Origin of the sequence: Nonomuraea sp. NPDC005692 (assembly GCF_040631115.1) — a bacterium.
Taxonomy (GTDB): domain Bacteria; phylum Actinomycetota; class Actinomycetes; order Streptosporangiales; family Streptosporangiaceae; genus Nonomuraea.
The window spans coordinates 258,947-284,147 of record NZ_JBEXYU010000005.1 but is presented as its reverse complement, the minus strand read 5'-3'; the positions used below and the strand labels follow the sequence as shown (position 1 = coordinate 284,147).

20 protein-coding genes are annotated in these 25,201 nt (G+C 70.8%); 11 read left to right on the top strand and 9 right to left on the bottom strand.

Annotated features, from left to right (window positions below; translation table 11 throughout):
* Positions 1-20: 20 nt before the first annotated feature.
* Both ABZ459_RS14370 and ABZ459_RS14365 read left to right on the top strand, forming a co-directional pair.
* Positions 21-1,337 carry a PTS transporter subunit EIIC gene (locus ABZ459_RS14370; RefSeq protein WP_357970288.1) on the top strand — a complete coding sequence of 439 codons (1,317 nt, stop codon included), beginning with the start codon at positions 21-23 and terminating at the stop codon, positions 1,335-1,337.
* 79 nt (positions 1,338-1,416) lie between these two features.
* Positions 1,417-2,691, top strand: coding sequence for a PTS transporter subunit EIIC (locus tag ABZ459_RS14365; protein WP_357970286.1), 1,275 nt, complete (start codon positions 1,417-1,419; stop codon positions 2,689-2,691).
* Positions 2,692-2,772: 81 nt separating this feature from the next.
* On the opposite strand, the gene secA is transcribed toward ABZ459_RS14365, so the two are convergent.
* Positions 2,773-5,562, bottom strand: a complete 2,790-nt coding sequence (secA, locus tag ABZ459_RS14360) for a preprotein translocase subunit SecA (RefSeq protein WP_357970284.1) — start codon at positions 5,560-5,562, stop codon at positions 2,773-2,775.
* A 225-nt stretch (positions 5,563-5,787) separates the two neighbouring features.
* Between secA and ABZ459_RS14355 the strand changes: the two genes are divergently transcribed.
* Together ABZ459_RS14355 and ABZ459_RS14350 are read left to right on the top strand one after the other, a co-directional pair.
* Entirely contained in the window at positions 5,788-6,048 is a 261-nt protein-coding gene (locus tag ABZ459_RS14355) for an HGxxPAAW family protein (protein WP_357970282.1), read from the top strand.
* A 403-nt stretch (positions 6,049-6,451) separates the two neighbouring features.
* Complete coding sequence (locus tag ABZ459_RS14350; protein ID WP_357970280.1) at positions 6,452-7,645, top strand: crosslink repair DNA glycosylase YcaQ family protein; 1,194 nt, start codon at positions 6,452-6,454, stop codon at positions 7,643-7,645.
* A gap of 288 nt (positions 7,646-7,933) precedes the next feature.
* On the opposite strand, the gene ABZ459_RS14345 is transcribed toward ABZ459_RS14350, so the two are convergent.
* The 6 genes from ABZ459_RS14345 to mtrA form a co-directional block, all read right to left on the bottom strand.
* Entirely contained in the window at positions 7,934-8,632 is a 699-nt protein-coding gene (locus ABZ459_RS14345; RefSeq protein ID WP_352326269.1) for a response regulator transcription factor, read from the bottom strand.
* Positions 8,633-8,896: 264 nt separating this feature from the next.
* Positions 8,897-9,562: a ribosome-associated translation inhibitor RaiA gene (gene raiA, locus ABZ459_RS14340; protein ID WP_357970277.1), complete on the bottom strand. Its 666-nt coding sequence runs from the start codon at positions 9,560-9,562 to the stop codon at positions 8,897-8,899.
* 626 nt (positions 9,563-10,188) lie between these two features.
* Positions 10,189-10,929, bottom strand: a complete 741-nt coding sequence (locus tag ABZ459_RS14335) for a ComF family protein (protein ID WP_357970274.1) — start codon at positions 10,927-10,929, stop codon at positions 10,189-10,191.
* 33 nt (positions 10,930-10,962) lie between these two features.
* Positions 10,963-12,687 carry an LpqB family beta-propeller domain-containing protein gene (locus tag ABZ459_RS14330; protein WP_357970272.1) on the bottom strand — a complete coding sequence of 575 codons (1,725 nt, stop codon included), beginning with the start codon at positions 12,685-12,687 and terminating at the stop codon, positions 10,963-10,965.
* Positions 12,674-14,410: an MtrAB system histidine kinase MtrB gene (gene mtrB / locus ABZ459_RS14325; protein ID WP_357970269.1), complete on the bottom strand. Its 1,737-nt coding sequence runs from the start codon at positions 14,408-14,410 to the stop codon at positions 12,674-12,676. Before mtrB ends, ABZ459_RS14330 begins: the two co-directional genes overlap by 14 nt.
* Before the next feature lie 18 nt (positions 14,411-14,428).
* Positions 14,429-15,106: an MtrAB system response regulator MtrA gene (gene mtrA / locus ABZ459_RS14320; protein WP_043620615.1), complete on the bottom strand. Its 678-nt coding sequence runs from the start codon at positions 15,104-15,106 to the stop codon at positions 14,429-14,431.
* 268 nt (positions 15,107-15,374) lie between these two features.
* Between mtrA and ABZ459_RS14315 the strand changes: the two genes are divergently transcribed.
* From ABZ459_RS14315 to ABZ459_RS14295, 5 genes are read left to right on the top strand one after another with little or no spacing between them, the layout of a single operon-like run.
* Entirely contained in the window at positions 15,375-16,712 is a 1,338-nt protein-coding gene (locus ABZ459_RS14315; protein ID WP_357970266.1) for a glycerophosphoryl diester phosphodiesterase membrane domain-containing protein, read from the top strand.
* Positions 16,709-17,335: a DUF4129 domain-containing protein gene (locus tag ABZ459_RS14310; protein WP_357970263.1), complete on the top strand. Its 627-nt coding sequence runs from the start codon at positions 16,709-16,711 to the stop codon at positions 17,333-17,335. The genes ABZ459_RS14315 and ABZ459_RS14310 overlap by 4 nt, the downstream gene beginning before the upstream one ends.
* Positions 17,332-18,573, top strand: coding sequence for a DUF4350 domain-containing protein (locus ABZ459_RS14305; RefSeq protein ID WP_357970261.1), 1,242 nt, complete (start codon positions 17,332-17,334; stop codon positions 18,571-18,573). Before ABZ459_RS14310 ends, ABZ459_RS14305 begins: the two co-directional genes overlap by 4 nt.
* Before the next feature lie 13 nt (positions 18,574-18,586).
* Complete coding sequence (locus ABZ459_RS14300) at positions 18,587-19,543, top strand: MoxR family ATPase (protein WP_357970258.1); 957 nt, start codon at positions 18,587-18,589, stop codon at positions 19,541-19,543.
* A 40-nt stretch (positions 19,544-19,583) separates the two neighbouring features.
* Positions 19,584-20,957, top strand: a complete 1,374-nt coding sequence (locus ABZ459_RS14295) for a DUF58 domain-containing protein (protein WP_357970255.1) — start codon at positions 19,584-19,586, stop codon at positions 20,955-20,957.
* On the opposite strand, the gene ABZ459_RS14290 is transcribed toward ABZ459_RS14295, so the two are convergent.
* A complete protein-coding gene (locus ABZ459_RS14290; protein WP_357970252.1) occupies positions 20,954-21,946 on the bottom strand; it encodes a stage II sporulation protein M in 993 nt (330 codons plus the stop codon). The genes ABZ459_RS14295 and ABZ459_RS14290 overlap by 4 nt on opposite strands.
* Before the next feature lie 51 nt (positions 21,947-21,997).
* Between ABZ459_RS14290 and ABZ459_RS14285 the strand changes: the two genes are divergently transcribed.
* Complete coding sequence (locus ABZ459_RS14285) at positions 21,998-22,966, top strand: RDD family protein (protein ID WP_357970250.1); 969 nt, start codon at positions 21,998-22,000, stop codon at positions 22,964-22,966.
* A gap of 25 nt (positions 22,967-22,991) precedes the next feature.
* Here ABZ459_RS14285 and ABZ459_RS14280 read toward each other — a convergent pair whose 3' ends face one another.
* A complete protein-coding gene (locus ABZ459_RS14280; RefSeq protein WP_357970249.1) occupies positions 22,992-24,398 on the bottom strand; it encodes a hypothetical protein in 1,407 nt (468 codons plus the stop codon).
* Between the two features lie 167 nt (positions 24,399-24,565).
* Here ABZ459_RS14280 and ABZ459_RS14275 point away from each other — a divergent pair, with 167 nt between their 5' ends.
* On the top strand, positions 24,566-25,198 hold the full coding sequence (locus ABZ459_RS14275; RefSeq protein ID WP_357970246.1) for a DUF305 domain-containing protein: 633 nt from the start codon (positions 24,566-24,568) through the stop codon (positions 25,196-25,198).
* Positions 25,199-25,201 lie beyond the last annotated feature (3 nt).

The window sequence follows — 25,201 nt, the reverse complement described above, 5'->3', positions numbered from 1 at the left end:
ACCCCCCGGAGGAACGCCCGGTGAACGAGACCACCGCCGCCGCCCGGCCTTCGCCGTTCGCACGCGTGATGAACGTGCTCCAGCGGCTGGGCCGCTCGCTGATGCTGCCCATCGCGGCCCTGCCCGCGGCCGCGCTGCTCTTCCGGTTCGGGCAGCCCGACATGCTGGGCTCCAACGGCCCGGCCCCCGGCGGCCTGGCCGACGTGCCCGGGTTCGCGTGGATGAGCCAGGTCGCCGAGGTGCTGGCCGCGGCCGGGGACGCGCTGTTCCAGAACCTGCCGCTGCTGTTCGCGGTGGGCGTGGCCATCGGCTTCGCCCGCAAGGCCGACGGCACCACGGCGCTCGCCGCCGTCGTCGGCTACCTGGTGTTCGACCGGGTGTCCAAGGTGATGTTCTTCGGCTCCGACATCCGCGACACCGTGGCCATCCGCCAGGTCCAGGACCAGGGCATCAAAGAGGTCATCAACTACGGCATGCAGAACCCCACCAAGGTGCTCGGCGGCATCGTGATGGGCCTGGTCACCGCGCTGCTGTGGCAGCGCTTCCACCGCATCAAGCTGCCGCCGTGGCTGGCCTTCTTCGGCGGACGCCGGTTCGTGCCGATCATCACCTCCATCGTCGCGCTGCTCCTCGGCGTGCTGTTCGGCTGGCTCTGGCCGGTCCTCGGCGAGTGGATCCGGCACGCCGGCGAGGCGCTGGCCGCCATCGGCCCGATCGGCACCGGCATCTACGGCCTGATCAACCGCCTGCTCATCCCGCTCGGCCTGCACCACTTCGTGAACTCGGTCGTCTGGTACGTCGTGCCGCAGTGCGAGGTGGGCGGTCACGTGCTGGGCGGCGACTGGAACTGCTACTTCGGCGGTGCCCCGCACTCCGGACAGTTCATGGCCGGCTTCTTCCCCGTCATGATGTTCGCCCTGCCCGCCGCCGCCCTGGCCATGTGGCGGGCCGCGCCGCCGCACCGCCGGGCCACGGTGGGCGGCATCATGCTCTCGGCCGGGCTGGCCTCGTTCGTCACCGGCATCACCGAGCCGATCGAGTTCGCGTTCATCTTCGTCGCGCCCGCGCTGCTGGTCGCGCACGCCGTCCTGACCGGCCTGGCGATGGCGCTCACCACGCTCATCGGCGGGCAGCTCGGCTTCGGCTTCTCCGCGGGCCTGCTCGACATGCTGCTGAACGTCAGCAAGTCCAACACCCAGAACCTGCCCGGCATCCTGCTGCTCGGCGTGATCTACGGCGTCGTGTACTACGTCGTGTTCACCTTCCTCATCCGCAGGTTCGACATCATGACGCCGGGCCGGGAACCCGAGCCCGACCTCGACTCCGGCGAGACCTAGCGCCCGTTTTCCGCCACGCCCGCCGTGGTAGGAACCTGGCATTCCCCCGCTGACGGACCACCGAGCGGGGGTGAGGACCATGGGCGCGTCGCCCTGGTCGGCGACGTTCGCGGTGCTGCAGCGTATCGGCCGCTCGCTCATGATGCCCATCGCCGTGCTGCCCGCCGCCGGCCTGCTCTTCCGCTTCGGCCAGGACGACCTGCTCGGCAAGGACGGCCTCGGCGGCCTCCTGCCCTGGATGCTGCCCGTCGCCAACGTCCTGGCCGCGGCCGGCGGCGCCCTGTTCGACAACCTGCCCGTCCTGTTCGCGATCGGCGTCGCGATCGGCTTCGCGCGCAAGTCGGACGGCTCCACCGCCCTCGCCGCCCTGGTCGGCTACCTGGTGTTCGACCGCGTCAGCCGCACGCTCTTCTACGACGCGGGCCACGGCGCGGTCTACCACAAGGTCGTCGTCACCACCCCTCAGGGGCCGATGCTCAACCTCGGCGCCCAGAACCCCACCGGCGTGCTCGGCGGCATCGTCATCGGCATCACCGCGGCGCTGCTCTGGCAGCGCTTCTACCGGCTGAAACCGCCCCCGTGGCTGGCCTTCTTCGGCGGCCGCCGCTCGGTCCCGATCATCACCGCCGTCGCCGCCCTGGTGCTCGGCGTCGTGTTCGGGCTGGTCTGGCGTCCGGTGGGCGACTGGCTGTCCAGCGTGGGCGACTGGCTCTCGGCCCACGGCACCGCGGGCACCGGCATCTACGGCGTGGCCAACCGCCTGCTGATCCCCGTCGGCCTGCACCACTTCCTCAACACCATCGTCTGGTTCACCCTGCCCGAGTGCCACGCCGGCGTGAACGGCGCCACCCGGAACGCCGCCGGCGACCTGAACTGCTACTTCGCCGGCGAGCAGGGCGCCGGCATCTTCATGACCGGCTTCTTCCCCGTCATGATGTTCGGGCTGCTCGGGGCCGCCATCGCCATGTGGCGGGCGGCTCCGCCGGAACGCCGCAAGTCCGTGGGCGGCATCATGTTGTCAGCGGGGCTGACGGCATTCATCACCGGCATAACCGAGCCACTGGAATTCGCCTTCATTTTCGTGGCGCCGGTGCTTTTCGTGGTGCACGCCCTGCTGACCGGGCTGTCGATGGCCCTGATGGCGGAATTGGGCGCGCGGCTCGGCTTCACCTTCTCCGGCGGGGCCATAGACATGCTGCTGAACGCCAGCAAATCGAACACCCACCGGCTCGGGCTGATCATCGGCTTCGGGCTGCTGTATTTCGTTCTCTATTATCTGATCTTCGCGTTCCTGATCCGCCGCCTGAACATCCCCACCCCCGGCCACGAACCCCCCGCCCCGCCGGCTCCCTAGTCAGCCCGGCGCGAAACGACGAAGCCCCCGCCCCCTGCTCGCGCAGGGAGACGGGGGCCCGCTCAGGCTCGCCTCAGCGTGTCAGACGGCGTTCTTCGGGTCGCCGTGGCAACGCTTGTACTTCTTGCCCGACCCGCAGGGGCAGGGCGCGTTGCGCTCGACGTTCCCGTACGCGGCCCGCTCGGCCGACGTGGTGCGCACCCGGGTGTGCTCGACGTCGCCCTGCTCGCCGGGGGCGGAGTACTCGAGCTCGGTCGGGCGCTGCGGCGCGCGCAGGGCGGTGGAGATGATCGACCGCGTCTCGGTGACCGCGGCGTCCTCCTCCTCGACGATCGGGTTCTCCTGCACCTCGACCTCGAGGTTGAACAGGAAGCCGACGGAGTCCTCCTTGATGCCCTCCAGCATCGCGGAGAACATCTCGAAGCCCTCGCGCTGGTACTCGATCTGCGGGTCCTTCTGCGCGTAGGCCCGCATGCCGATGCCCTCGCGCAGGTAGTCCATCTCGTAGAGGTGCTCGCGCCACTTGCGGTCGAGCACCGACAGGATGACCTGGCGCTCGAAGTTGCGCGTGGCCTCCGCCCCGAGCTGCTCCTCGCGCCTGGCGTACGCCTCCAGGGCGTCGGCCTTGATCTTCTCGGAGATGAACTCGGCGGTCAGCTCCTCGCGGCTGCCGGCCTCCTCGACGAGGTTGTCGATCGTGACCGTGACCGGGTAGAGATCGCCGAACGCCTTCCACAGCCTGTCGAGGTCCCACTCCTCGGCGAAGCCCTCGGAGGTGGCGCCCGCGACGTAGCCGTCGATCACGTCGCCGACGAAGCCGCGCACCTGCTCGTGCAGGTCGGCGCCCTCCAGCACGCGGCGGCGCTCGGAGTAGATCACCTTGCGCTGCCGGTTCATGACCTCGTCGTACTTCAGAACTTCCTTGCGGATCTCGAAGTTCTGCTGCTCGACCTGGTGCTGGGCGGAGGCGATGGCCTTGGAGACGATGCCCGACTCGATCGGCTGGTCGTCGGGGATGCTCAGCCTGTTCATGATCATCTCGACCCTGGCCGCGTTGAACAGGCGCATGAGGTCGTCGCCGAGCGAGAGGTAGAAGCGCGACTCACCGGGGTCGCCCTGACGGCCGGAACGGCCGCGGAGCTGGTTGTCGATGCGGCGCGACTCGTGGCGCTCGGTGCCCAGCACGTAGAGGCCGCCGAGCTGGGTGACCTCGTCGTGCTCGGCCTTGACGGCCGCCCTGGCCTTCTCCAGCGCCTCGGGGTAGGCCTTCTCGTACTCCTCCGGCGTCTCGACCGGGTCGAGGCCGCGCTGGCGCAGCTCGAGGTCGGCGCGGAACTCGGAGTTGCCGCCGAGCATGATGTCGGTGCCTCGACCGGCCATGTTCGTGGCGACGGTGACGGCGCCCTTGCGGCCCGCCTCGGCGACGATCGCGGCCTCACGCGCGTGGTTCTTCGCGTTGAGCACCTCGTGCACCACGCCGCGGCGCTTGAGCGCCTTGGACAGCCGCTCGGACTTCTCCACCGAGGTCGTGCCGACGAGGACCGGCTGCCCGGCGTCGTGGCGCTCCTTGATGTCCTCGACCACCGCGTTGAACTTGGCGTCCTCGGTCTTGTAGACCACGTCGGGCTGGTCCTTGCGGACCATCGGCCGGTTGGTCGGGATCGGGACCACGCCGAGCTTGTACGTCTGGTGGAACTCGTTGGCCTCGGTGACCGCCGTACCGGTCATGCCGGACAGCTTGGCGTAGAGGCGGAAGTAGTTCTGGAGGGTGACCGTGGCGAGAGTCTGGTTCTCGTCCTTGATCTTCACGCCTTCCTTGGCCTCGATGGCCTGGTGCATGCCCTCGTTGTAGCGCCGGCCGTGCAGCACGCGGCCGGTGAACTCGTCGACGATGAGCACCTCGCCGTCGGCGACGATGTAGTCCTTGTCCTTCTTGAACAGCTCTTTCGCCTTGAGCGCGTTGTTCAGGAAGCCGACCAGGTGGGTGTGCTCGGGCTTGTAGAGGTTGTCGATGCCGAGCCAGTCCTCGACCTTCTCGACGCCGGCCTCCAGGACGCCGACCGTGCGCTTCTTCTCGTCGACGATGTAGTCGCCGGTGCTCTCCTCGCCCGGGTTCTTCGCCTCGACGCCCTTGCGCAGCCTGGGAACGATCTTGGCGAACTCGCTGTACCACTTGCCCGACTGCTCGCCGGGACCGGAGATGATCAGCGGCGTGCGGGCCTCGTCGATGAGGATCGAGTCGACCTCGTCGACGATGGCGTAGTGGTGGCCGCGCTGGACGCACTCCTCCAGCGACCACGCCATGTTGTCGCGGAGGTAGTCGAAGCCGAACTCGTTGTTGGTGCCGTACGTGATGTCCGCTTCGTACTGCTTGCGCCGCTCGTCCGGCGCCTGGCCGGAGAGGATCATGCCGACTTCCATGCCCAGGAACCGGTAGACGCGGCCCATGTTCTCGGCGCCGACCTTGACCAGGTAGTCGTTGACGGTGATGACGTGGACGCCGTTGCCCGCCAGCGCGTTGAGGTAAGCCGGCAGCGTACAGGTCAGGGTCTTGCCCTCACCCGTCTTCATTTCGGAGATGTTGCCCATGTGCAGGTTGGCCCCGCCCATGATCTGCACGTCGAAGTGCCGCTGGCCGAGCACGCGGCGGGCCGCCTCGCGCACGGTCGCGAACGCCTCGGGAAGCAGATCGTCGAGGCTCTCGCCGTCGGCGTAACGCTGCTTGAACTCGTCGGTCAGCGCGCGCAACTCCGCGTCGGACAGGCTCGTGAAGTCGTCCTCGATGGAGTTGACCTGATCGGCGATCCGCTTGAGCTTGCGCAGAGTCTTGCCTTCGCCGGCACGTAGGATCTTGTCGAGAATGGCTGCCACTTTATGTAAAGCTCCTCGCAGGTCTACCCCGGCGGCGCCGCCAGGAGGAGAGGCCGAGACAAACTTCCCCGGTTGCCATCGTAGGCGGTTCCGCAACCAGACACAGCCACCGTGACGACGAGGGCGCCGGACACGTCTGGGAGAATGGGGCCAAGGCAGAGGGTATGCCGGTTGAGCGCCGGTTCGCACCAATAGCGGGATATCCGGCAAAGGAAGGATTTAGTCATGGTTGAGGGGAAGAAGTCCGAGCACACGGAGAATCTCGGTAACCACGGCGGGCGCGCCTCCTCGTGGCTGGCCGTGACTGTCATGGTGGTGGGCACCATCGTGGCCGGCTTCGGGCTGACGGCCGACAACTGGACGCTGGTCTGGGTCGGCGCCGGCGTGTTCGTCGTCGGCGGCATCCTCGCCCTCGTCTTCGACATCTTCACGGACGTGGTGATCGACGCGCCCCGCGTCGGCATGCGCGCCGAAGACCACCGCTGACCCACCCGGCACACGGCGGGCCCCGGCGAACCGGGCGCCCGCCGTTCCCATGCCCGGCCCGCTCCTGACTCTTTGTTCTCGGCATCCAATTCCCCAACCCCAGTACATCGGCGTGTCGCCCCCTCTCCACCCCGCCTACCCCTGCCCAGCCTGCCGGCCTGCCCCGGCCCTCGCTCAGCCCGGCTTGCCCACCTACCCCTTCCCCTCGCCCGACCTGGCCTGCTTCCGTACGCCTGGCCCTCGCTCCGCCCCGGCCTGTTCCTGACGCCGCGCTCAGCGTGTCGCTCGGGGCCCGTTCCGCGTCCGGGGTGTGCCGGGGGCGGGCCGATTCTGTCGGTGGGCGCCGCTAAATTCCTCCCATGGATAGCTCTACCGTCCCCCAAAGCCGTCCGGGGTTCGCCGCATGACGAACGTGACCGACCTGACCGCCGACGAGGCGCGCCGGGTCATCCTGCGTGCCCAGGGGCTCATCGGCGCCGACGCGCGCAAGGCCGGGGTGCGCGGCATGCTTCGCCGGCTCGGCGCCGTACAGCTCGACACGATCTCCGTCCTGGCCCGCTCCCACGAGCTGGTCGCCTACGCGCGCCTCGGCGCGGTGGGCAGGCCCACGGTCGAGCGCGCCTACTGGCATGATCCCGCCCAGAGCTTCGAATACTGGTGTCACGCCGCCTGCATCCTGCCCATCGAGCACTGGCCGCTCTACGCCTTCCGGCGCCGCGCCTACCGCGACCGGCGCTACCGCTGGCACGAGGTGCCCGACAGCGTCGACAAGCTGCTGCAGCAGGTGCGCGACTCGGGCCCGCTCACGACGTCCGACGTCGGCGGCGCCAAGAACGGCGGCCCGTGGTGGGACTGGTCCGACTCCAAGATCGGGCTGGAGTGGCTGCTCGACATCGGTGAGATCACCTGCGTGCGCCGCGTCGGCTGGCGCCGCGTCTACGACCTGACCGAGCGCGTCGTGCCCGCCGACCTGCTGGCCGACGACCTGTCCGACGAGGAGTGCGTCGTCCTGCTGGCCGCCATCGCGGGCCGGTCGCTCGGGGTGGCCAACCGTACCGACCTGCTCGACTTCCTGCGGCTCAAGGGCAAGTACGCGGCGATGCTCGACCAGGCCCTGCTCAGCGGCGCCGCCGGGCTGGTGCCGGTCAAGGTGGCGGGCTGGCCGGCCAAGAGGGGTTACGCCGACGCGTGGGCCGACCCGCAGGCGCTGGAGTCCGAGCCGCGCGGCCGCCACCGCACGACGCTGCTGTCGCCGTTCGATTCCCTGATCTGGCACCGCGGCCGCACCGAGCGCGTCTTCGGCTTCAAGTACCAGCTTGAGCTCTACGTGCCCAAGGAGAAGCGCGTCCACGGCTACTTCACGATGCCGGTGCTGGCCGGGGGACGTCTGATCGGCCGGGTCGACCCGGCTCGCGAGGGCACCACCCTGGTCGCCCGTCAGGTCCACCTGGAGCCCGGCCTGTCCCCCGCCAAGTGGGCCGACGCCCTGCGCGACGCCCTGTGGTCGGCCGCCGAGTGGGTGGGCTGCGACGCCGTGCGCGTCGAACGCACCGACCCTCCGGAGCTCGCCCATCTCCTGACCGCGCCCCGGCCGTAGACGATCAGCGGGGGTGGGCGGCGGGCCGGCGCCTACGGCCGCGCCCGCCACGGCCGGAGAAGGGGAACAGGTGACGCGGGGTGGCGATCGCGCCGGGTCACCGTCCCCGAAGGGCGGGCTCGGCGGCGCGCCCGGCATGCTCTGCGCGGGCCCGCGCCACAGTCACGTGATCGCGGGGCCTCCGCACGAGCCCGCAATACAGTCACGTGATCGCGCGGCCTCCACGGGCCCGCACCACGTGATCGGGGGCGCGGCCGGCAGCGGCCTCCGCTGGGGCTCGTGCCGGGGTCAGGTGATCTCCAGCATGCGTTCGCGTACCGCGTAGACCACCGCTTCCATCCGCGAGTGCAGCTGGAGCTTGTCGAGGATGTTGCGGACGTGGTTCTTCACCGTGTTCTCGGAGATGAACAGCTGCTTGGCGATCTCACGGTTGTTCATGCCCTTGGCGACCAGGCGCAGGACCTCCATCTCGCGGTCGGTCAGCCGGGGCACGGGCAGCTGCGGCGGGCGTTCGGCCTCCTTGCGGCTCATGTTCGCGAACTCGCTGATGAGCTTGGCAGCCATCGCCGGGTTGATTAAGGACTGGCCCTCGTGCACGCCGCGCACCGCGGCGGGCACGTCGTTGATCTGCACGTCCTTCAGCAGGTAACCGGTGGCGCCGGCCTTGATGGCCTCGAAGAGGTCCTCCTCCTCGTCGCTCACCGTCAGCATGATGATGCGGGTGCTCGGGACGGACGCCCTGATGCTCTTGGTCGCCTCGATCCCGTCCTGCCGGGGCATGCGCACGTCCATCAGCGCGACGTCGGGCATGAGGCGATCGGCCAGTTCGACCGCCTCCTGCCCGTCGCTCGCCTCACCGACCACCTCGATGTCGGGCTCCGCGGCCAGCGTCAACGCCAGGCTTCGCCGGATCAGCTCGTGATCGTCAACGATCAGCACGCGGATCGGCTCGCTGTCTGCCGTGCGGACCTCGCCGGACTCGGTCACGAGCCCTCCTCGGTCCGTCTTGCGCCTGCCTTGCTCACGGGGAACCTGCTCATCGGACGGCCGCTCCACTGTCACGCCCGGTCGGGGCCGTAGCGGCGGTCCGCGTGGCGGTTGTCCCGTCAGTACCCTCGCTTCGCTCGCTCATCTGAACCTGACTGAGCTCGCTCACGTCTCCTCCTCGTCGGGGGGCCAGAGCCGTCGGACCGCCATGATGGCACGTATGGCACGGTCCTCGGGTGGTCGAGAAGATCTTCCGGTGTGCGATCAGGGCTCTATGAGCCGCAACACGCCGTAGTTGTACCCGCGCCGGTTGTAGACCACGCTCGGCAGGCCGCTCTCCTTGTCACGGAACAGGTAGAAGTCGTGCCCGACCAGTTCCATCTCGAGCATGGCCTGGTCGATGGTCATGGGTTCCGCTCTGTGGAACTTCTCCCGCACGACGAGCGGACCGTCGCCGTCCATCTCGATCGGGACGATGTCGTCGTCGAGCTTCTCCTCCTGCACCGGCAGGTCCTCGTAGGACTCGGCCGGCTCGGGGACGGACTTGGTTCCCCGGAGCGGCGGGCCGGCGACGTCAGGGAGCGTCGCGGTGAGCTCCGCCACCGAGGGCGGGCAGTGGTTACCGTGATGGACCTTGCGCCGGTCGGCCAGCCTGCGCAGACGGCCTTCCAGCTTGTCGAGGGCTATGTCGAGGGCTACGAACCGGTCGTCGGCCGAGGCTTCGGCGCGGATGGCCGGGCCTTTCGAATGGATGGTGAGTTCGACGCGCTCGCGCTGGTCGGCGAGGCGAGGGTTGCGTTCTTTGGACACCTCCACATCGACTCGGATGAGTTTGTTGTCCAGACGTTCGATCCTGGCCAGCTTGGTCGTCACCTGGTCTCGGAACCGGTCACTCACTCCTGTGTGCCGACCCTTGACGATGATGTCCATGCAACAGCCCCCCTTCGTCTAACGACTGAGCAAGAGCGCCCGACGATGTGCGTACCGGACGGGGTTTCCTGTCCGCCTCTCTGTCACCGCTACCCTCTTCCGCCACGACGTCACCGGGTTCTCGGGTGGCACCCGTCCGGCCGACCTGGTCTTCGACCCCACATTCGCCTGCTGAGGATTTCGCAGCTCTGTTGCCACTACTGCCCTTCTCTTCTGGCGAGGGACATCTGGACCCTCGGGAAGGCAGGACTTACCCCTAAGCCGCACCGTGATCGGTCGACAAAGAGTCGCCTTACGTGGACCGTTTTGCCTGCGGCTGGCCTCGGCTAGCAGAGCCGGGGACACCGACTCTGCGCAACCACGGACCCGGACGGGTGCCATGTCAGAACGCTATCCGCATCCTGGGCGAATGTCAGCCTGAGCCTCTACCAAAGGATCACTTTCCGTGATTTTCCCGAGGTTCCGGACGCCCGAATGACCCCGGTGCCACCGCACGCCAACCCCTGCGGCCACGCGCCTTCCGGCCGCCTGAGCAGTGCTGCCTCTTCTTCCCGGGAAGAGACATCCCCCCTTCAAGACGTCCCCAAGAATTGGATCTTTCTTTACCGACAGTGATGCCGAGCATTTCAAGATCTTCGGCGTGTCGCGGCGACGGTGGCCGCCATCGGCACCCGGAGGCCGGCGGCGCGCAGTGCTCGCGCGGCTTCGGTGAGCGAGGCGCCGGTGGTCAGGACGTCGTCCAGCAGCAGCGCAGACGGCGCTGGAGGGCCTTTCACGCGCCCGGCCACACGGAGGGACCCGGCGAGGTTCGCGGCGCGCTGCGTGGAGCTCAGGCCCGCCTGGTCGGACACCCGCCGAACCTGCCGCAGCGCCGCCCACGGCTCGGCCCGCACGCCGCACGCGACCAGGTGACGGGCGACGAGCACCGCAACCCGGCCCATGGGATCGTGCCCCCGGGCCCGCAGCGCCCTCTTCGCACTCGGCACCGGCACGACGGCGAACGGCCCCCGCGCCCACCCGGCCCCGGCCCCGGCCGCCGCGCCCAGCGCCGTGAGCACGGTGAACGCCAGCACCTGCGCCAGCACGCCGGCCAGCCCCACCGCACCCCGCTCCTTGTACGCCAGGATCGCCGCGCGGGCCGCGCCCTCGTACGGAGCGGCCGACCAGCACTCGGGCAGGCCGGGTGGGCTCGGTTGCGGCCCGCGCCTGGCGGGGGCGGCCGCCATCCCGGCCGCGCACCCGGCGCAGCACCGCGCCCCGACACCGCCGCAGCCCACACAGGACTGCGGCAGGAACACATCAAGCACCCCCGCCAACACGCCGCCCAGCATGCCCGGCACCACCGACAGTTCCGCGGGTCCCGGCACGCGCCCCAGCTCAGCGGAAGGGAGGAGGTGTTCTCAGCCCAGGGGGAAGAACGGGTTCTTGGCGTTGGGTTCGATCTTGCTGGTCCAGCCCTGCCGGTCCTGGTTGAGCTCGATGATCTTGGGGCCCTTGTCGGTGTTCGCCTCCGCGAGCACCCGCCCGCTCAGCGCCGTCACCCGCGCCAGCCGGTCCTTCAGCGGGATCCCGATGGTCTCGCCGTCGCCGATGTCGATCTCGTTCAGGATCTGCCCGGCCTTGCTCTGGATGAGGACCAGCAGGTGCTCGTCGTCCTCCCAGGCGATGTCCTCGATCTTGTACTCGACCTCCGTCGAGGTCAGCGTCTGGAGGTTGCCGAGCATGGGCCCGTTGAGCCCCTCGCTCAGGGCCCCGAGCTGAACGGTGTTCTTGCCGGTGCGCAGGGCCACCCGCACGCCGTCCCTGGCGATCCGGAACGCGGTGACGTCGAGGCCGTCGAGCCCGGGGGCCGAGACGCGCTCGGGGCCGCGCCCGCCGTTGGGGTCGTACCGCAGGACCACCTTGTTGTGCTGGTCGAAGGTCCACAGGGAGCCGTCGCGGCGCCAGGTGGGGTCGGTGAGGTCGGTGCCCTCGATGACCTGCTGCCAGCGGCCCTCGGGGGTGAGCCCGGCGATGGAGATGCCGGTGGAGGTGCGCGCCGCGACGATCGCGCCGGTCTGCTGCGTGGACAGCGCGAACGCCTTGAAGTCGGTGTTCCCCTGCCCCGCCGGCCCGGACACGGCGACGCCCGGCCCCTCGTTGCTCATGACGTGCACGGAGCCCTTGCTGGTGTAGTACGGCGTGCCGCCGCCGTTGTCCAGCCAGTGGGCCTCCAGGTTGGGCGGCTCGGTCCAGTACTGCTCACCGTCCACCTGCACCTCGATGGTGCGGCTGTTGGCGACCTTGTTGTTGGTCAGGCTGTACTTGAGCTGCGCCACCAGGGCGGCCTTCTCGCCCAGGTCGAGCGGCAGGAGCGGGCCGGAGAAGTTGACCAGGACGCGGTCTTCGCCGGTGCCGACCGACTCGACCCGCGTGCCCTCGGGGAACACGGTGCCCACGGCGCCGCGCAGCGCGCTGCTCGGCCCCTTGAGCAGCCGCTTGACGATGGTCTGGGCGAAGGTCTCGGTCGGCTTGAGCCGCAGGCACACCCGGTCGACGACCAGGCGCTCGCGGGCGCTGTTGAGGTAGTACAGGTTGGTCAGCCGGTACGCCCGCGCCACGTCGGACTTGGTGAGCAGCAGCCCGTCCGGCAGGTCGTCGACCCGATAGACGCCCCGGGCGTCCTTCTTCAGCACGAACAGCCGCTCGGGCGCGTTCCCCGACAGCGGCACGTACGCGTCGTCGGGGTCGATGCGGGCGACCTGCTTGCCCTTGAGCCCGTACGTCTCCGCCTCGTCGCCCTCCCCCGGGTACTCCACCTGGTACGCGTCCTCGATCACCGTCACCGGCCCGGACGCCTTCCACTTGGCCTGGGCCTTGGGCGTCAGGTACCTGGCCAGCACGGTGGGGTCGTCGGGGTAGGCCGCCATGGCCGCCTGGAGCCCCTTGATGAGCAGCTCGGGGTCCCAGTCGTCGCGCGGCGGGATGGCGATCATGCGCTGGAACGGCTTGTTCAGCGGATCGCCGCCCCCGGTGTCGCTCACCGTGTACGGCCCGCTCACCGGGATCACCGTGCACCCCGAGCCCGCGCAGGCCACGGCCGCGGCCAGGGCGACCGCGGCCCCGACCCGTCTAGTCCTCCTCATGGCCGCCTCCGTCCCCCGAGGCCGGGAGCAGCACCGGCGTCATATGGCTGCGCCACGTGCGCCGCATCTCGATCTCGGGCGGCACCAGCGACAGCGGCGAGCCCTTCAGGTCGGCCCCGGCCAGCCTGGGCAGCGTGAGGCGGAACTGCGAGCCCTCGCCCGGCTGCCCCCACGCCTGCAGCCAGCCCCCGTGGAGCGTGGCGTCCTCGCGGGAGATGGCCAGACCGAGCCCGGTGCCGCCGATGGTCCTGGCCCTGGACGGGTCGGCCCGCCAGAACCGGTCGAACACCATCGTCTCCTCGCCCGGCTTGAGCCCGATCCCGTGGTCGCGCACGGCGACGGCGACGGCGTCCCGGTCGGCTCCCACGGTCACCACGATCTCCCTGCCCTCGCCGTGCTCGATGGCGTTGAACAGCAGGTTGCGCAGGATGCGCTCGACGCGGCGGTTGTCGACCTCGACCATGCACGGCTCGTGCGGCAGGCGGATGTCGAAGCGGGTGGAGTGGCGCTCGGCCAGCGCCTCGGAGTCGGCGATGGCCCGGTGGACGACGTCGCGCATGTCCACGGAGTCGACGTCGAGCGTGGCGGCGCCGGCGTCGTAGCGGCTGATCTCCAGCAGGTCGGCCAGCATCGACTCGAACCGTTCGAGCTGGGCCTGCATCAGCTCGGCCGAGCGGGCGGCCATGGGGTCGAAGTCCTCGCGGGCGTCGTACAGCAGGTCGGCCGCCATGCGGACGGTGGTCAGCGGCGTGCGCAGCTCGTGGGAGACGTCGGAGACGAACTGGCGCTGGACCTGCGACAGCTCCTCAAGCTGGTGGATCTTGAGCGCCAGGTTGGCGGCCATCTCGTTGAACGAGTTCGCCAGGCGGGCGAGGTCGTCCTCGCCGCGCACCTTGAGGCGTTCGTCCAGCTTGCCGGCGGCCAGGCGCTCGGCGGCCTGGCGGGCCAGCCGCACGGGCGTGACGACCTGCCGGGCGACCAGGTACGCGATGGCGGCCAGCAGCAGGACGAGCCCGAGCCCCACCACGACGATGGCCAGCCGGACGTTGGACAGCAGCTCCTCTTCCTCGCTGAACGGGAAGAAGTGGTAGACCTGGTAGTCCTCGCCGGTCAGGGGCTCGTGCACGACGCCGCCGACCACGTACGTCAGCGTGGCCTGGCTCTGCCCGGCGAACCTGATCGACTGGATCTGGGCCTCGGTCTTGCCGTACTCGGCCCGGTTCATGTACTTCTGCAGGTGCTGCCGGAGCGAGGCGGGCACGTCGGCCTGCACGACCCGGCCCGAGGCCCGCGACATGCCGGGCGTGGCCTCGTTGAGTATGAGCACGTCGTAGCGCTTCTTGGAGCCGTCCTCGCCCGACCCGGTGACGGTGTCCATGACCTCGTCGAGCGGGTTGACCTTCTGGTCGGTGTCGGGGGCCTTGGCGCCGTCGTCGGAGGGCGGGATCAGCGCGTCGGCGATCTGCAGCCGGTCGGCGTACGCCTCGTTGAGCGACGACTGCTGGCTGCTCTCGACCACGGACCTGTTGATCTCGTCGGACAGGAACGTGCCGAGGACGACCACGACGGTCACGGAGATCACCAGCGTGCTGGTGACCACCTGGAGCTGCAGCGAGCGCCGCCACACGCTGCGCACCCGGCCCGCCGCACGGCGCACCCTCCGGCGGACGCCGCCGAGAATCTGGCGGATCGTCCGGCGGCGGGGCTTCTTGGTCGGGGGCATGGCGGGGCGGGGCGAAGGCTAGGCGGGGCCGGCTTTGTAGCCCACACCGCGGACCGTCACGACGATCTCGGGGTGCTCGGGGTCCTTCTCGATCTTGGCGCGGAGTCGCTGCACGTGCACGTTCACCAGGCGGGTGTCGGCGGCGTGCCGGTAGCCCCAGACCTGCTCCAGCAGGACCTCGCGGGTGAAGACCTGGCGCGGCTTGCGGGCCAGGGCGACGAGCAGGTCGAACTCCAGCGGCGTGAGGTTGATCGTCTCCTCGCCGCGCTTGACCGAGTGGCCGGCCACGTCGATGGTGATGTCGCCGATCTGCAGGATCTCAGGCGTCGGCTCGTCGGTGCGGCGCAGCCGCGCCCGCACCCGCGCCACGAGCTCCTTGGGCTTGAACGGCTTGACGATGTAGTCGTCGGCGCCGGACTCCAGCCCGAGCACCACGTCGATCGTGTCGCTCTTGGCGGTGAGCATCACGATCGGCACCCCCGACTCCGCCCTGATCCTGCGCGCCACGTCGATGCCGTCGGCGCCCGGCAGCATCAGGTCGAGCAGGACAAGGTCCGGGCGTGTATCCCGGAACGCGTCGAGGGCCTTGTCGCCGTCGGAGACGAAGGACGGCTCGAAGCCTTCTCCGCGCAACACGATGCCGAGCATCTCGGCGAGAGCGGCGTCGTCGTCGACGACCAGCACGCGACCTTTCATGGCCCCTCATTCGTTCTACGCATTGTGGGACATACCCGCACGATCGCTGAAGGTTACCCTTGGTCGGCCCATGTGTGGGACATGAGGCCTACGAAAGGCGAATTTTAGGTTCCCCCCGCAACCACAAACCCAGTCTGCGGTAACGGAGCGACTTTCGGCCATCCCCGGCTGCCTTCCTTGCCCCGTTTCGCCGATAAATGAGGGCAAGATGAGCCGGCGAATCACCTCGGTGACACCAGCCACCCGCCCAGCGTGCCAGGATTGGGATATGTCAGACGGTCACGGACGCACGCCCGAGACGCCCCCAGGCTGGTCTGCTGAACAGCCCCCGCCCTACAGCGCCCCGCAGGCTTCACCGTGGACCGCGCCGGGATCGCCCACGCAGACGCCGTACGGCCAACCGTACGAGCCGCAGGGCGAAGCCCCCCAGCCGCCGCCCTACGGCCCGCCGGGGCCTCAGCCACCCTACCCCCAGCCGGGCCACCCGCAGTCCGGTCATCCGCAGTCCGGTCATCCCCAGCCCGGATACCAGCAGGCCGGATACCAGCAGCCCGGCTACCAGCAGCCCGGCTACGGCTACATGCCGCCGCCCGCGCTGCGGCCCGGCATCATCCCGCTGCGGCCGCTGGGGCTCGGCGACATCCTCGACGGCACGATCAAGCTGATCAGGTCCAACCCCAAGGCCGTGCTCGGCCTGTCCGCCGTCGCCGCCCTGCTCGGCGCGGTGCCGCTGGCCGTGGGGCAGGCGGTCATGTTCGGCTCGATGGGCGACATCCTCGACGACCCGCAGGCCGCCTCCGCCGGTCTCGACAGCTTCTACGGCATCGTCGCCCAGTACGGCGGCATGCTGGTCTCGTACGCGATCCAGTTCGTCGTGGTCACGGTGCTGACCGGCGTGCTGACGCGCATCCTCGGCCGGGCCGTCTTCGGCGGCAACATCACCGCCGCCGAGGCCTGGCACCTCAGCAAGGGCCGGCTCCCGGCGCTGTTCGGGGTCGTCGGGCTGATGGCCGTCATGATGGTCGTGCCCCTGATCGTCGTCACGCTGGTCGTGGTGGCGCTGGCGATGAACGTCTCCTCCTCCGAGGGCGTCGGGCTGACCCTCGGCGTGATGGGGCTGTTCGTCCTGCTGTTCATCCCGTACTACCTGTTCATCACCACGCGCTTCGCGTTCGCCGCGCCCGCCGTGGTGCTGGAGGGCAGGGGGCCGATCGACGCGATGCGGCGCTCGTGGCACCTGGTGACCGGTGACTTCTGGCGGGTGCTCGGCATCCTGCTGCTGACGTCGCTGCTGGTCGGCCTGGTGTCGGGGGTGCTGTCGGTGCCGTTCTCGTTCGGCGGGACGCTGATCGGCATGCTCGGCGCCGGCTCGCCGGGCTCGGCCGTGGTCGCGGCGGTGTTCATCGCCGCCGGCGCGACGCTGAGCGCGATGTTCTCCTACCCCTTCCAGGCCGGCGTCTCCGGCCTGCTCTACGCCGACCGGCGCATGCGCGGCGAGGCGTTCGACCTCGTGCTGCAGACGGCGGCGATCGAGCAGCAGCGCCAGGGTTGGGTGCACGCCTCGGCCGACGACCTCTGGCACCCGTCCAACTCAGCCAGGTCGTGAGCCCGGTCGGCCGGGAGGAGGCGGCGCGCAGAGCGGCCGAGGAGCTCCTCAAGCCCGGATACGAGAAGGAATCCCTGTTCGACCGGCTCTACCGGCTTTTCGTCCAGTTCATCGGCGACCTGACCGACGCCGTGACGGGCGGCGGTCCGGCCGGCGGGATCATCGCCGCGGTCGTGATCACGCTGATCCTCCTGGGCGTGATCCTGCTGGTCGCCTGGCGGCTGCGCAGGACCGCCCGCAGGAACGCCATGGCCGCCGGCGGCCTCTACGGCGAGCGCGTGCTCAACGCCGCCGAGCACCGCAGGGCCGCCGAACGCCTGGCCGCCGAGGGCGACTGGACGCAGGCCATCCGCGAACGCCTCCGCGCCATCGCCCGTGACCTGGAGGAACGCGCGCTGGTGGACGGCATGCCGGGCCGCACGGCCGACGAGCTGGCCGCCGAGGCGGGCAGGGCACTGCCCGGCTTCGCCGCCGAGCTGGCCGCCGCCGCGCGCTCGTTCGACGACGTCAGCTACGGCGGCGTGCCCGGCACGCAGGCCGCGTACCAGGCGATGAGCGACCTGGATGAGCGGCTGCGCCAGGCGCGGCCCGTCCCGCTCGCCGTGGGAGGCGGGCCGTCGTGAGCGTCTGGAACTCGGAGCCGGCCGCGGCCGGCAGCGCGCCGAGCGCGAACACCGCCCCGGTCACCGCCTCCGCGCCGGGGGCCGCCGGGCCCTCCGCCTCGACCTCCCCCACCGCCCGCTCCACCTGGCGGGCGAGCCGCGTGATCGTCCTGCTCGGCCTGGTCGTCGTCCTGGTCGCGGTGGCCGCGGTGCTGTTCGGCCCGCAGCGTGGCCCCTCACGCTTCCTCGACCCCGCCGACACCTCGCTCGCCGGGTCGAAGGCGCTGGCGGAGCTGCTGCGGGCGCGCGGCGTCCAGGTCGACCGGGTCGACTCGGTCGAGGCGGCCGCCGCCAAGGCCGCGGGCGGCGGGCGGTTGCTGCTGGTCACCGACCTGACCTATCTCGACGAGCACCGGCTCGCCGAGATCCCCGGCGACCGGCTGATCGTCGGCGACCTGCTGGGCCTCGACGTGCTGGCCCCGGGGACGAGCACCGAGCGCGAGCCGTCGCGCGTGCGCTCCCGCGCCCCCGAGTGCGCGCTGCCCGCCGCCGCGCGGGCCGGCAGCGCGTACGTCGGCGGCCTGGTGCTGAACGGCCCGCCCGGCGCCGCCGCCTGCTACCCGGCGGGCGAGGGTTACTCCCTGGTCAGCTACCGCACCCCCGACGGCGCCACCACCACGGTCGTCGGCGACGGCGAGTTCATGACCAACCTGCGCCTGCCCGAGGACGGCAACGCGGCCCTCGCCCTCAACCTCGTCGGCACCGGCAGGCCCGTCACCTGGCTGGTACGCCCGGAGAATCCGCCCCCGCTCGACCTGCCCGGCTCCGAGGGCAGGTCGATGTACGAGCTGATGCCCCCGAGCGTGCCGTGGGCGATCCTGATGACCTGCCTGACCGTGGCGCTCGTCGCGTTCTGGCGGGGCCGCCGCCTCGGGCCGGTGGTGACCGAGAAGCTGCCCGTCGTCGTGCGGGCCGCCGAGACGGTCGAGGGCCGCGGCAGGCTCTACCGCGCCAGGAGGGCCAGGCAGCGGGCCGCCGACTCGCTGCGCGCCGGCACGGTCGACCGGCTCACGCCCCGCCTGGGCCTGGCCCAGGGCGCCGGGCCGCACGAGCTGGTCGCGGCCCTCGCGGCGCGGATCGCCGACGACCCGCAGGTGGTCGGCGCCGCACTGTACGGCCCGCCGCCGGCCGACGACGCCGGGCTCGTCGCGCTGGCTGGGTACTTGGACTCCATCGAAAGGCAGGTCAGTGAACTCTGAGGAGACTTTCCGCGTGGCCCCCTCGGGCGAGGCGGCCAGGGAGGCGCTCGGCGCGCTGCGGGCCGAGGTGTCCAAGGCCGTGGTCGGCCAGGACGCCGTGGTCACCGGGCTCGTCATCGCCCTGCTGTGCCGGGGGCACGTGCTGCTCGAAGGCGTGCCGGGCGTGGCCAAGACGTTGATGGTGCGCACTCTCTCAGCGGCCCTGTCGCTCGACTTCAAGCGCGTGCAGTTCACGCCCGACCTGATGCCGGGCGACGTGACCGGCTCGCTGATCTACGACGCGAAGACCAGCGAGTTCGAGTTCAGGGAGGGGCCGGTCTTCACGAACCTGCTGCTCGCCGACGAGATCAACCGCACCCCGCCCAAGACGCAGGCGGCGCTGCTGGAGGCCATGGAGGAGCGGCAGGTGAGCGTGGAGGGCACGGCCCGGCCGCTGCCCGACCCGTTCGTGGTCTGCGCGACCCAGAACCCGGTCGAGTACGAGGGCACCTACCAGCTGCCCGAGGCCCAGCTCGACCGGTTCCTGCTCAAGCTGACCGTGCCGCTGCCGCCGCGCGACCACGAGATCTCGGTGCTCGAACGGCACGCCCGCGGCTTCGACCCGCGCGACCTGTCCGACGTCAAGCCCGTGGCCACGGCCGAGGACCTGGCGGCCGGCCGCGAGGCGGTCTCCCAGGTGCACGTGGCCCCCGAGGTGCTCGGCTACATCGTCGACGTGGCCCGTGCGACCAGGAGCTCGGCGTCGCTGCAGCTCGGCGTCTCGCCGCGAGGGGCGACGGCGCTGCTGGCGGCCTCCAGGGCGTGGGCGTGGCTGTCCGGGCGTCCCTACGTGACGCCCGACGACGTGAAGGCGCTGGCCAGGCCCGCGCTGCGGCACCGCGTCCAGCTGCGGCCCGAGGCCGAGCTGGAGGGCGCGACCGCCGACGGCCTGCTCGACGGCATCCTGGCCTCGGTCCCGGTCCCGCGCTGATGGCCCGCTCCGACGCACGCGAGAGGGCCGGGAGGCGTCGATGGCTCTGACGGGACGCGCCGGGCTGCTCGCCGCGGCCGGGATCGTGGTCGTGTTGCTCGCGCCGCAGCCCGGCGCCGCGCTGGCCGGGGTCTGCCTGCTGCTGGCCGCGGCGATCATCGTGGACCTGGTGTTCGCGGGCGCCGTGCGGCCCCTGCGGCTCCACCGTTCGGGCGACACGCTCGTACGGCTGGGGCAGACGGCCACGGTCGAGCTGATCGTGGAGAACCCGGGCCGCCGGCGGGTGCGCGGCCGGATCAGGGACGCCTGGCCGCCCTCGGCCGGGGCCGCTCCCCGGGTCGCCGAGCTCGACGTGCCGGGCGGCGAGCGGCGCAGGATCGTGGTCACGCTCAACCCGACCAGGCGCGGGGACCGGTCGTCGGTGGCGGTGACCGTGCGCTCGGTCGGGCCGCTCGGCCTGGCCGCCCGCCAGGGCAGCCATCGTTCGCCCTGGTCGGTACGGGTGCTGCCGCCGTTCCTGTCGCGCAAGCACCTGCCGTCCAGGCTGGCGCGGCTGCGCGAGCTCGACGGCCGGCATCCGGCGCTGGTGCGCGGGCAGGGCACCGAGTTCGACTCGCTGCGCGAGTACGTGGTGGGCGACGACGTGCGGTCCATCGACTGGCGGGCCACGGCGCGCCGCAACGACGTGGTCGTGCGCACGTGGCGGCCGGAGCGCGACCGGCGCGTGCTGATCGTGCTCGACACCGGCCGCACGTCGGCGGGCCGGGTGGGCGACGCGCCGATGCCCCTGGCCGGGGCCGCCGCGCAGGGCCCGGGGCTGCTGGTACGTCCCGACCCGCGGCCCGCCCCCGGCTGGCCGCGCCTCGACTGGTCGATGGACGCGGCGCTGCTGCTGGCCGCGCTCGCCGCCAGGGCCGGCGACCAGGTCGACTTCCTGGCCTACGACCGGGCGGTGCGCGCGTGGGTGAGCGGCGCGTCCCGTACCGAGCTGCTGTCGTCGCTGGTCAACGTGATGGCGCCGATCGAGGCCGAGCTGGTCGAGGCCGACGGGCAGGGCATGGTGGCCGCCGTCCTGTCCCGGGCCAAGCGGCGTTGCCTGGTCGTGCTGCTCACCGACCTCAACGCGGCGGCGCTCGACGAGGGCCTGATGCCGGTGTTGTCGCAGCTGTCCTCGCGACACCTGGTGCTGGTCGCGGGCGTGTCCGACCCGCGGGTGGCGGCCATGGCGGCCAGGCGCGGCAGCACCGAGGAGGTCTACGACGCGGCGGCGGCCGAGCAGGCCCAGCTCGCGCGCAGGCGCATCACGGCCAGGCTGCGCCGGCACGGCGTCGAGGTCGTGGACGCGCCGCCCGAGGACATCGCGCCCGCGCTGGCGGACGCCTACCTGGCGCTGAAGGCCGCGGGCCGGCTCTAGGCCGTGGGGGCGACGTCGGGGGCGCGTTCGACGTCGCCGGTCTCGTTCTCACGCAGGGCTCTGCGGCCGAAGACGATCACGTACGCCAGGAAGGCCGCCTCGGCTAGCACGCCGATGCCCACCCGCACGGCCGTGGGCAGCCCGGACGGCGTCACGAACCCCTCGATCAGGCCCGACACGAACAGCACCACGACCAGCCCGAGCGCCACGCTCATCACCGCCCGGCCCTGCTCGGCCAGCGCCTCCAGCCGCCTGCGCGGCCCCGGGTCGATCACCGTCCAGCCCAGGCGCAGGCCGACGGCGGCGGCCAGGAAGACGCCGGTCAGCTCCAGCAGGCCGTGCGGTGTGATCAGGCCGAAGAAGATGTCCAGCTTGCCCCTGGAGGCCATCAGCCCGGCCGAGACGCCGACGTTCTCGGCGTTGCTGTAGAGGATGAACGGGATGGGGATGCCGAGCAGGATGGCGTAGATGATGACCTGGGCCGACACCCAGGCGTTGTTGACCCACACGTGGCTGGCGAAGGAGGCGGCGGGGTGCTCGGAGTAGTAGTCGGCGAAGTCGTGGTCGACGAGCTGGGCGATCTCGTCCGGCGAGGCGATCGCCGCCTGCACCTCGGGGTTGGCGGCCACCCACGCCCCCAGCACCCATGCCACCGCGATGCTGGCCAGCGCCGTGGCCAGCCACCACCACCGCGCCCGGTAGGCCACCACGGGGAAGGAGACGGTGAAGAAACGGGCCAGCTCCCGCCAGGCGGGCGTGTGCGCGCCGGTCACCGCCGACCTGGCCCTGGCGACCAGCGCCGACAGCCGTCCGGCCAGCACCGCGTCACGGGAGGAGGAGCGCACGATGGACAGGTGCGTGGACACCCGCTGATAGAGGTCGACCAGTTCGTCCACTTCCGCGCCGGTCAGCGAGGAGCGGTTCTTGACCAGGTGGTCGAGCCGGTCCCAGACGGGGCGGTGTGCTGTGACGAACGCATCGATGTCCACCCGACCATTGTGGCCGCTCGATCAGTGCGGCAATGCCGTTAGGCTCCACATATGTCAGAGGTTGTGACCGGGGACGCCGTCGTCGTCGAGGTGCGGGTCGCCCAGATGCCCTCGCGCGCGATGGCGTTCGTCATCGACATGACGGTGCAGCTCGTCGTGCTGATCGGCGCGTACATGCTCCTGGGCGCGTTCGCGGTCGTCACGGACGACGCCATGCTCGGCGCGGCCATGATCGTACTGCTGGTGCTGGTCATGATCGGCTATCCGGTGCTCTTCGAGACGCTCAGCAGGGGGCGCAGCCTCGGCAAACTGGCGCTCGGCCTGCGGGTGGTCGCCGACGACGGCAGCCCGGAACGCTTCCGGCAGGCGCTGTTCCGCGGGCTGGCCGGGCTGGTGGAGTTCTGGATGTTCTCCGGCGCGCCCGCGCTGATCTCCTCGCTGGTCTCCCAGCGGGGCAAGCGGCTCGGCGACATCTTCGCCGGGACCATCGTGATCTCCGACCGGGGGCCGCGCGAGAGCGGGCAGGCCATCCTCATGCCGCCGCCGCTGGCCGCGTGGGCCGCCACCCTGGAGCTGTCCCAGCTTCCCGAGGAGGTGGCGCAGGCCGCCCGCCAGTACCTGATGCGCTGGCACGACCTGACGCCGCAGGTCCAGCACGACATGGGGGTGCGCATCGCGACGCAGACGGCGGCCTTCGTGTCGCCGGCCGCGCCCGCGGGGGTGCCGCCGCACGCGTACCTGAGCGCGGTGCTGGCCGAGCGCCGGCGGCGGGAGGAGGCCCGCTTCGCGCGCCAGGCCGCCGCCCTGACAGCCGGCGGCGCGCCGCGGCCCACGCCGTACGCGCCCTACCCGCAGCCGGGGCCGTACCCACAGCCGGGGCCGTATGCGCCGCAGGGGCCGTACCAGCAGCAGGGGCCGTACCCGCAGGCGCATCCGCAGAGAGTTCCGGACCGGCCTCAGCCGGGCCCCGCGCCGGAGCCGCCGAAGGCGACTCCGGGCGGGTTCGCGCCGCCGCAGTGAGCCGGTGGCGCGGTCAGCCGTCGGGTCAGTTGCCGCCGGGGACGCCGCGCCCGTGCTCGGGGTACGAGCCCTGCGTCTGCGCGTTCAGCTGGCCCATCTTGACGCTGTTGGCCTGGTTCGTCCGCGGGTCGTTGAGCTTGAGCACGTCCAGGCCCAGGTTGAAGTCCGAGCCGTAGATGTAGCCGTTGTAGTAGTACGCCGACCAGAAGCCGCCGTCGAGCGGCGGAGCGGTCTCGTCCGGCCCGCGCTCGAAGTAGGCGATCTCCTGCGGGTGGGCGGAGTCGGTGAAGTCCACCACCGAGATGCCGCCCTGGTACCACGCCTGCACCATGACGTCGCGGCCCTTGACCGGGATCAGCGAGCCGTTGTGCGCGACGCAGTTCTCGGTGTCGGCCTGGTGACGGGCGATCTTGAAGTAGCCCTTGAACACGAGCTGCCCGCCGACGATGTCGTAGTAGGCGTTGGCGCCCTTGTTCGGGCCGATGGCCGCGTTGCAGGTGGCCCGGCTGCCGCCGCCCAGCTCGTCGGTGAAGACGACCTTCGTGCCCTCGTTGTTGAACGTGGCCGAGTGCCAGAACGCGAAGTTCACGTCATCGCGCACCTTCGCGGTGACCTTGGGCTGCTCGGGGTCGGAGATGTCGAGCAGGACGCCCTCGCCCATGCAGGCGCCCGCGGCGATGCCCTTCTCGGGGTAGGCGGTGATGTCGTGGCAGCCGGTGGTGGCCGACTTGCCGTTCGGGTACGGCAGCGGCAGGCCGGGGTTGCCGCCGTCGGGGAACAGGTTCGGCGTCGCGATGACGGCCGCGGCGGCCGGGTTGTCCAGCGGGACCTTGATGATCGAGATCAGGTCGTGCGGGGGCTTGCAGTCCGGGTAGTTCGCGTTGGGGCCGTAGGAGGAGACGTAGATGTAGACGTTCTTGCCGGCGCGGTCGGGCACCAGCGTGTTCGTGTGCGAGCCGCAGTTGGTCTCGACCGACTTGACGTACCTGGGGTTGGACTTGTCGCTCACGTCGAAGATGCGCATGCCCTCCCACGACTCCTTGACGGAGGCGCTCTGGGAGGTGCTGCTGCACGAGTCGTCGTTACGCGAGGAGTCGACGGACCCGAACAGCAGGTTGCCGTAGACGGACATGTCCATCTGGCCGCCGGGGCACACGACCGAGCTCACGAGCGACGTCTTCTTCGGCTGCTTGATGTCGTAGATCGAGAAGCCGTAGTAGTTGCCGACGAAGGCGTAGTCGCCCTGGAAGGCCATGTCGGTGTGGATGTCGGACAGCGCCTGCGGCTTGGGCACGTTCGTGACGTGCGTGATGTTGGAGCTCATGACGATCTCGCCGGGAGCCGGGATGTCCGCAGCCTGGGCGGGCAGTGTGGCGCCCGTTGCCGCCACGAGGGCGGCGACCAGGATGAGGGCCCTGCGGGGGGTGAACACTCCGTGGTCCTCCTATAAAGGGGGCATAAATCTCCGTCATCCTCGCTCACGGCCCAGGACCTGGCCAGTGTCCAATGTGTCAAATCTTGTTCCGTTTCAACCTCTTTCGCGCGGGCGATACATGGCCTAGAGTCCGCATTCTCGTCCCGAGCCAGTCAGGAGGCCGAGTGCGCGGCGCGCTCATCGTCATCGCGGGCACGCTGATTGCCCTGTCCGGCTGCTCCTCAGGCGCGACCTCGGCGCCGCGGGCCGACTCCACCGCGCCGGTGCTCGCCCCGGGCCGTCCGGGTGAGCAGGCCCGGACACTGGCCCCGGGCGAGGCGGCCACCGCCGTTCCCGGGCCCACGGCCAACGCCGCCGACATCACGTACGTCCAGGACATGATCGTCCATCACCGGCAGGCCCTCGACATGGCGATCCTGGCTCCCACCAGGGCGGACTCGGTCAAGCTCAAGGGCCTGGCCGACCGGATCAAGACGGCCCAGGGCCCGGAGATCCAGTTCATGACCACCTGGCTCAAGGAGCAGGACCAGAAGGTGCCCGACCACCACGCGGCGCACGGCGACATGCCCGGCATGGCCACGCCCGAGCAGATGGCGGCGCTGAAGGCGGCCACGGGCAAGGACTTCGACCGGCGGTTCCTGGAGCTGATGATCAAACACCATCTGGGCGCCCTCGAGATGTCCGACCGGGTCCTGACCGCGGGCTCGCACATCAAGATCGAGGAGCTGGCCACGGACGTCAGCGTCACCCAGACGGCCGAGATCCGCCGCATGCAGGAGATGCAGGCGGCGCTCTAGCCC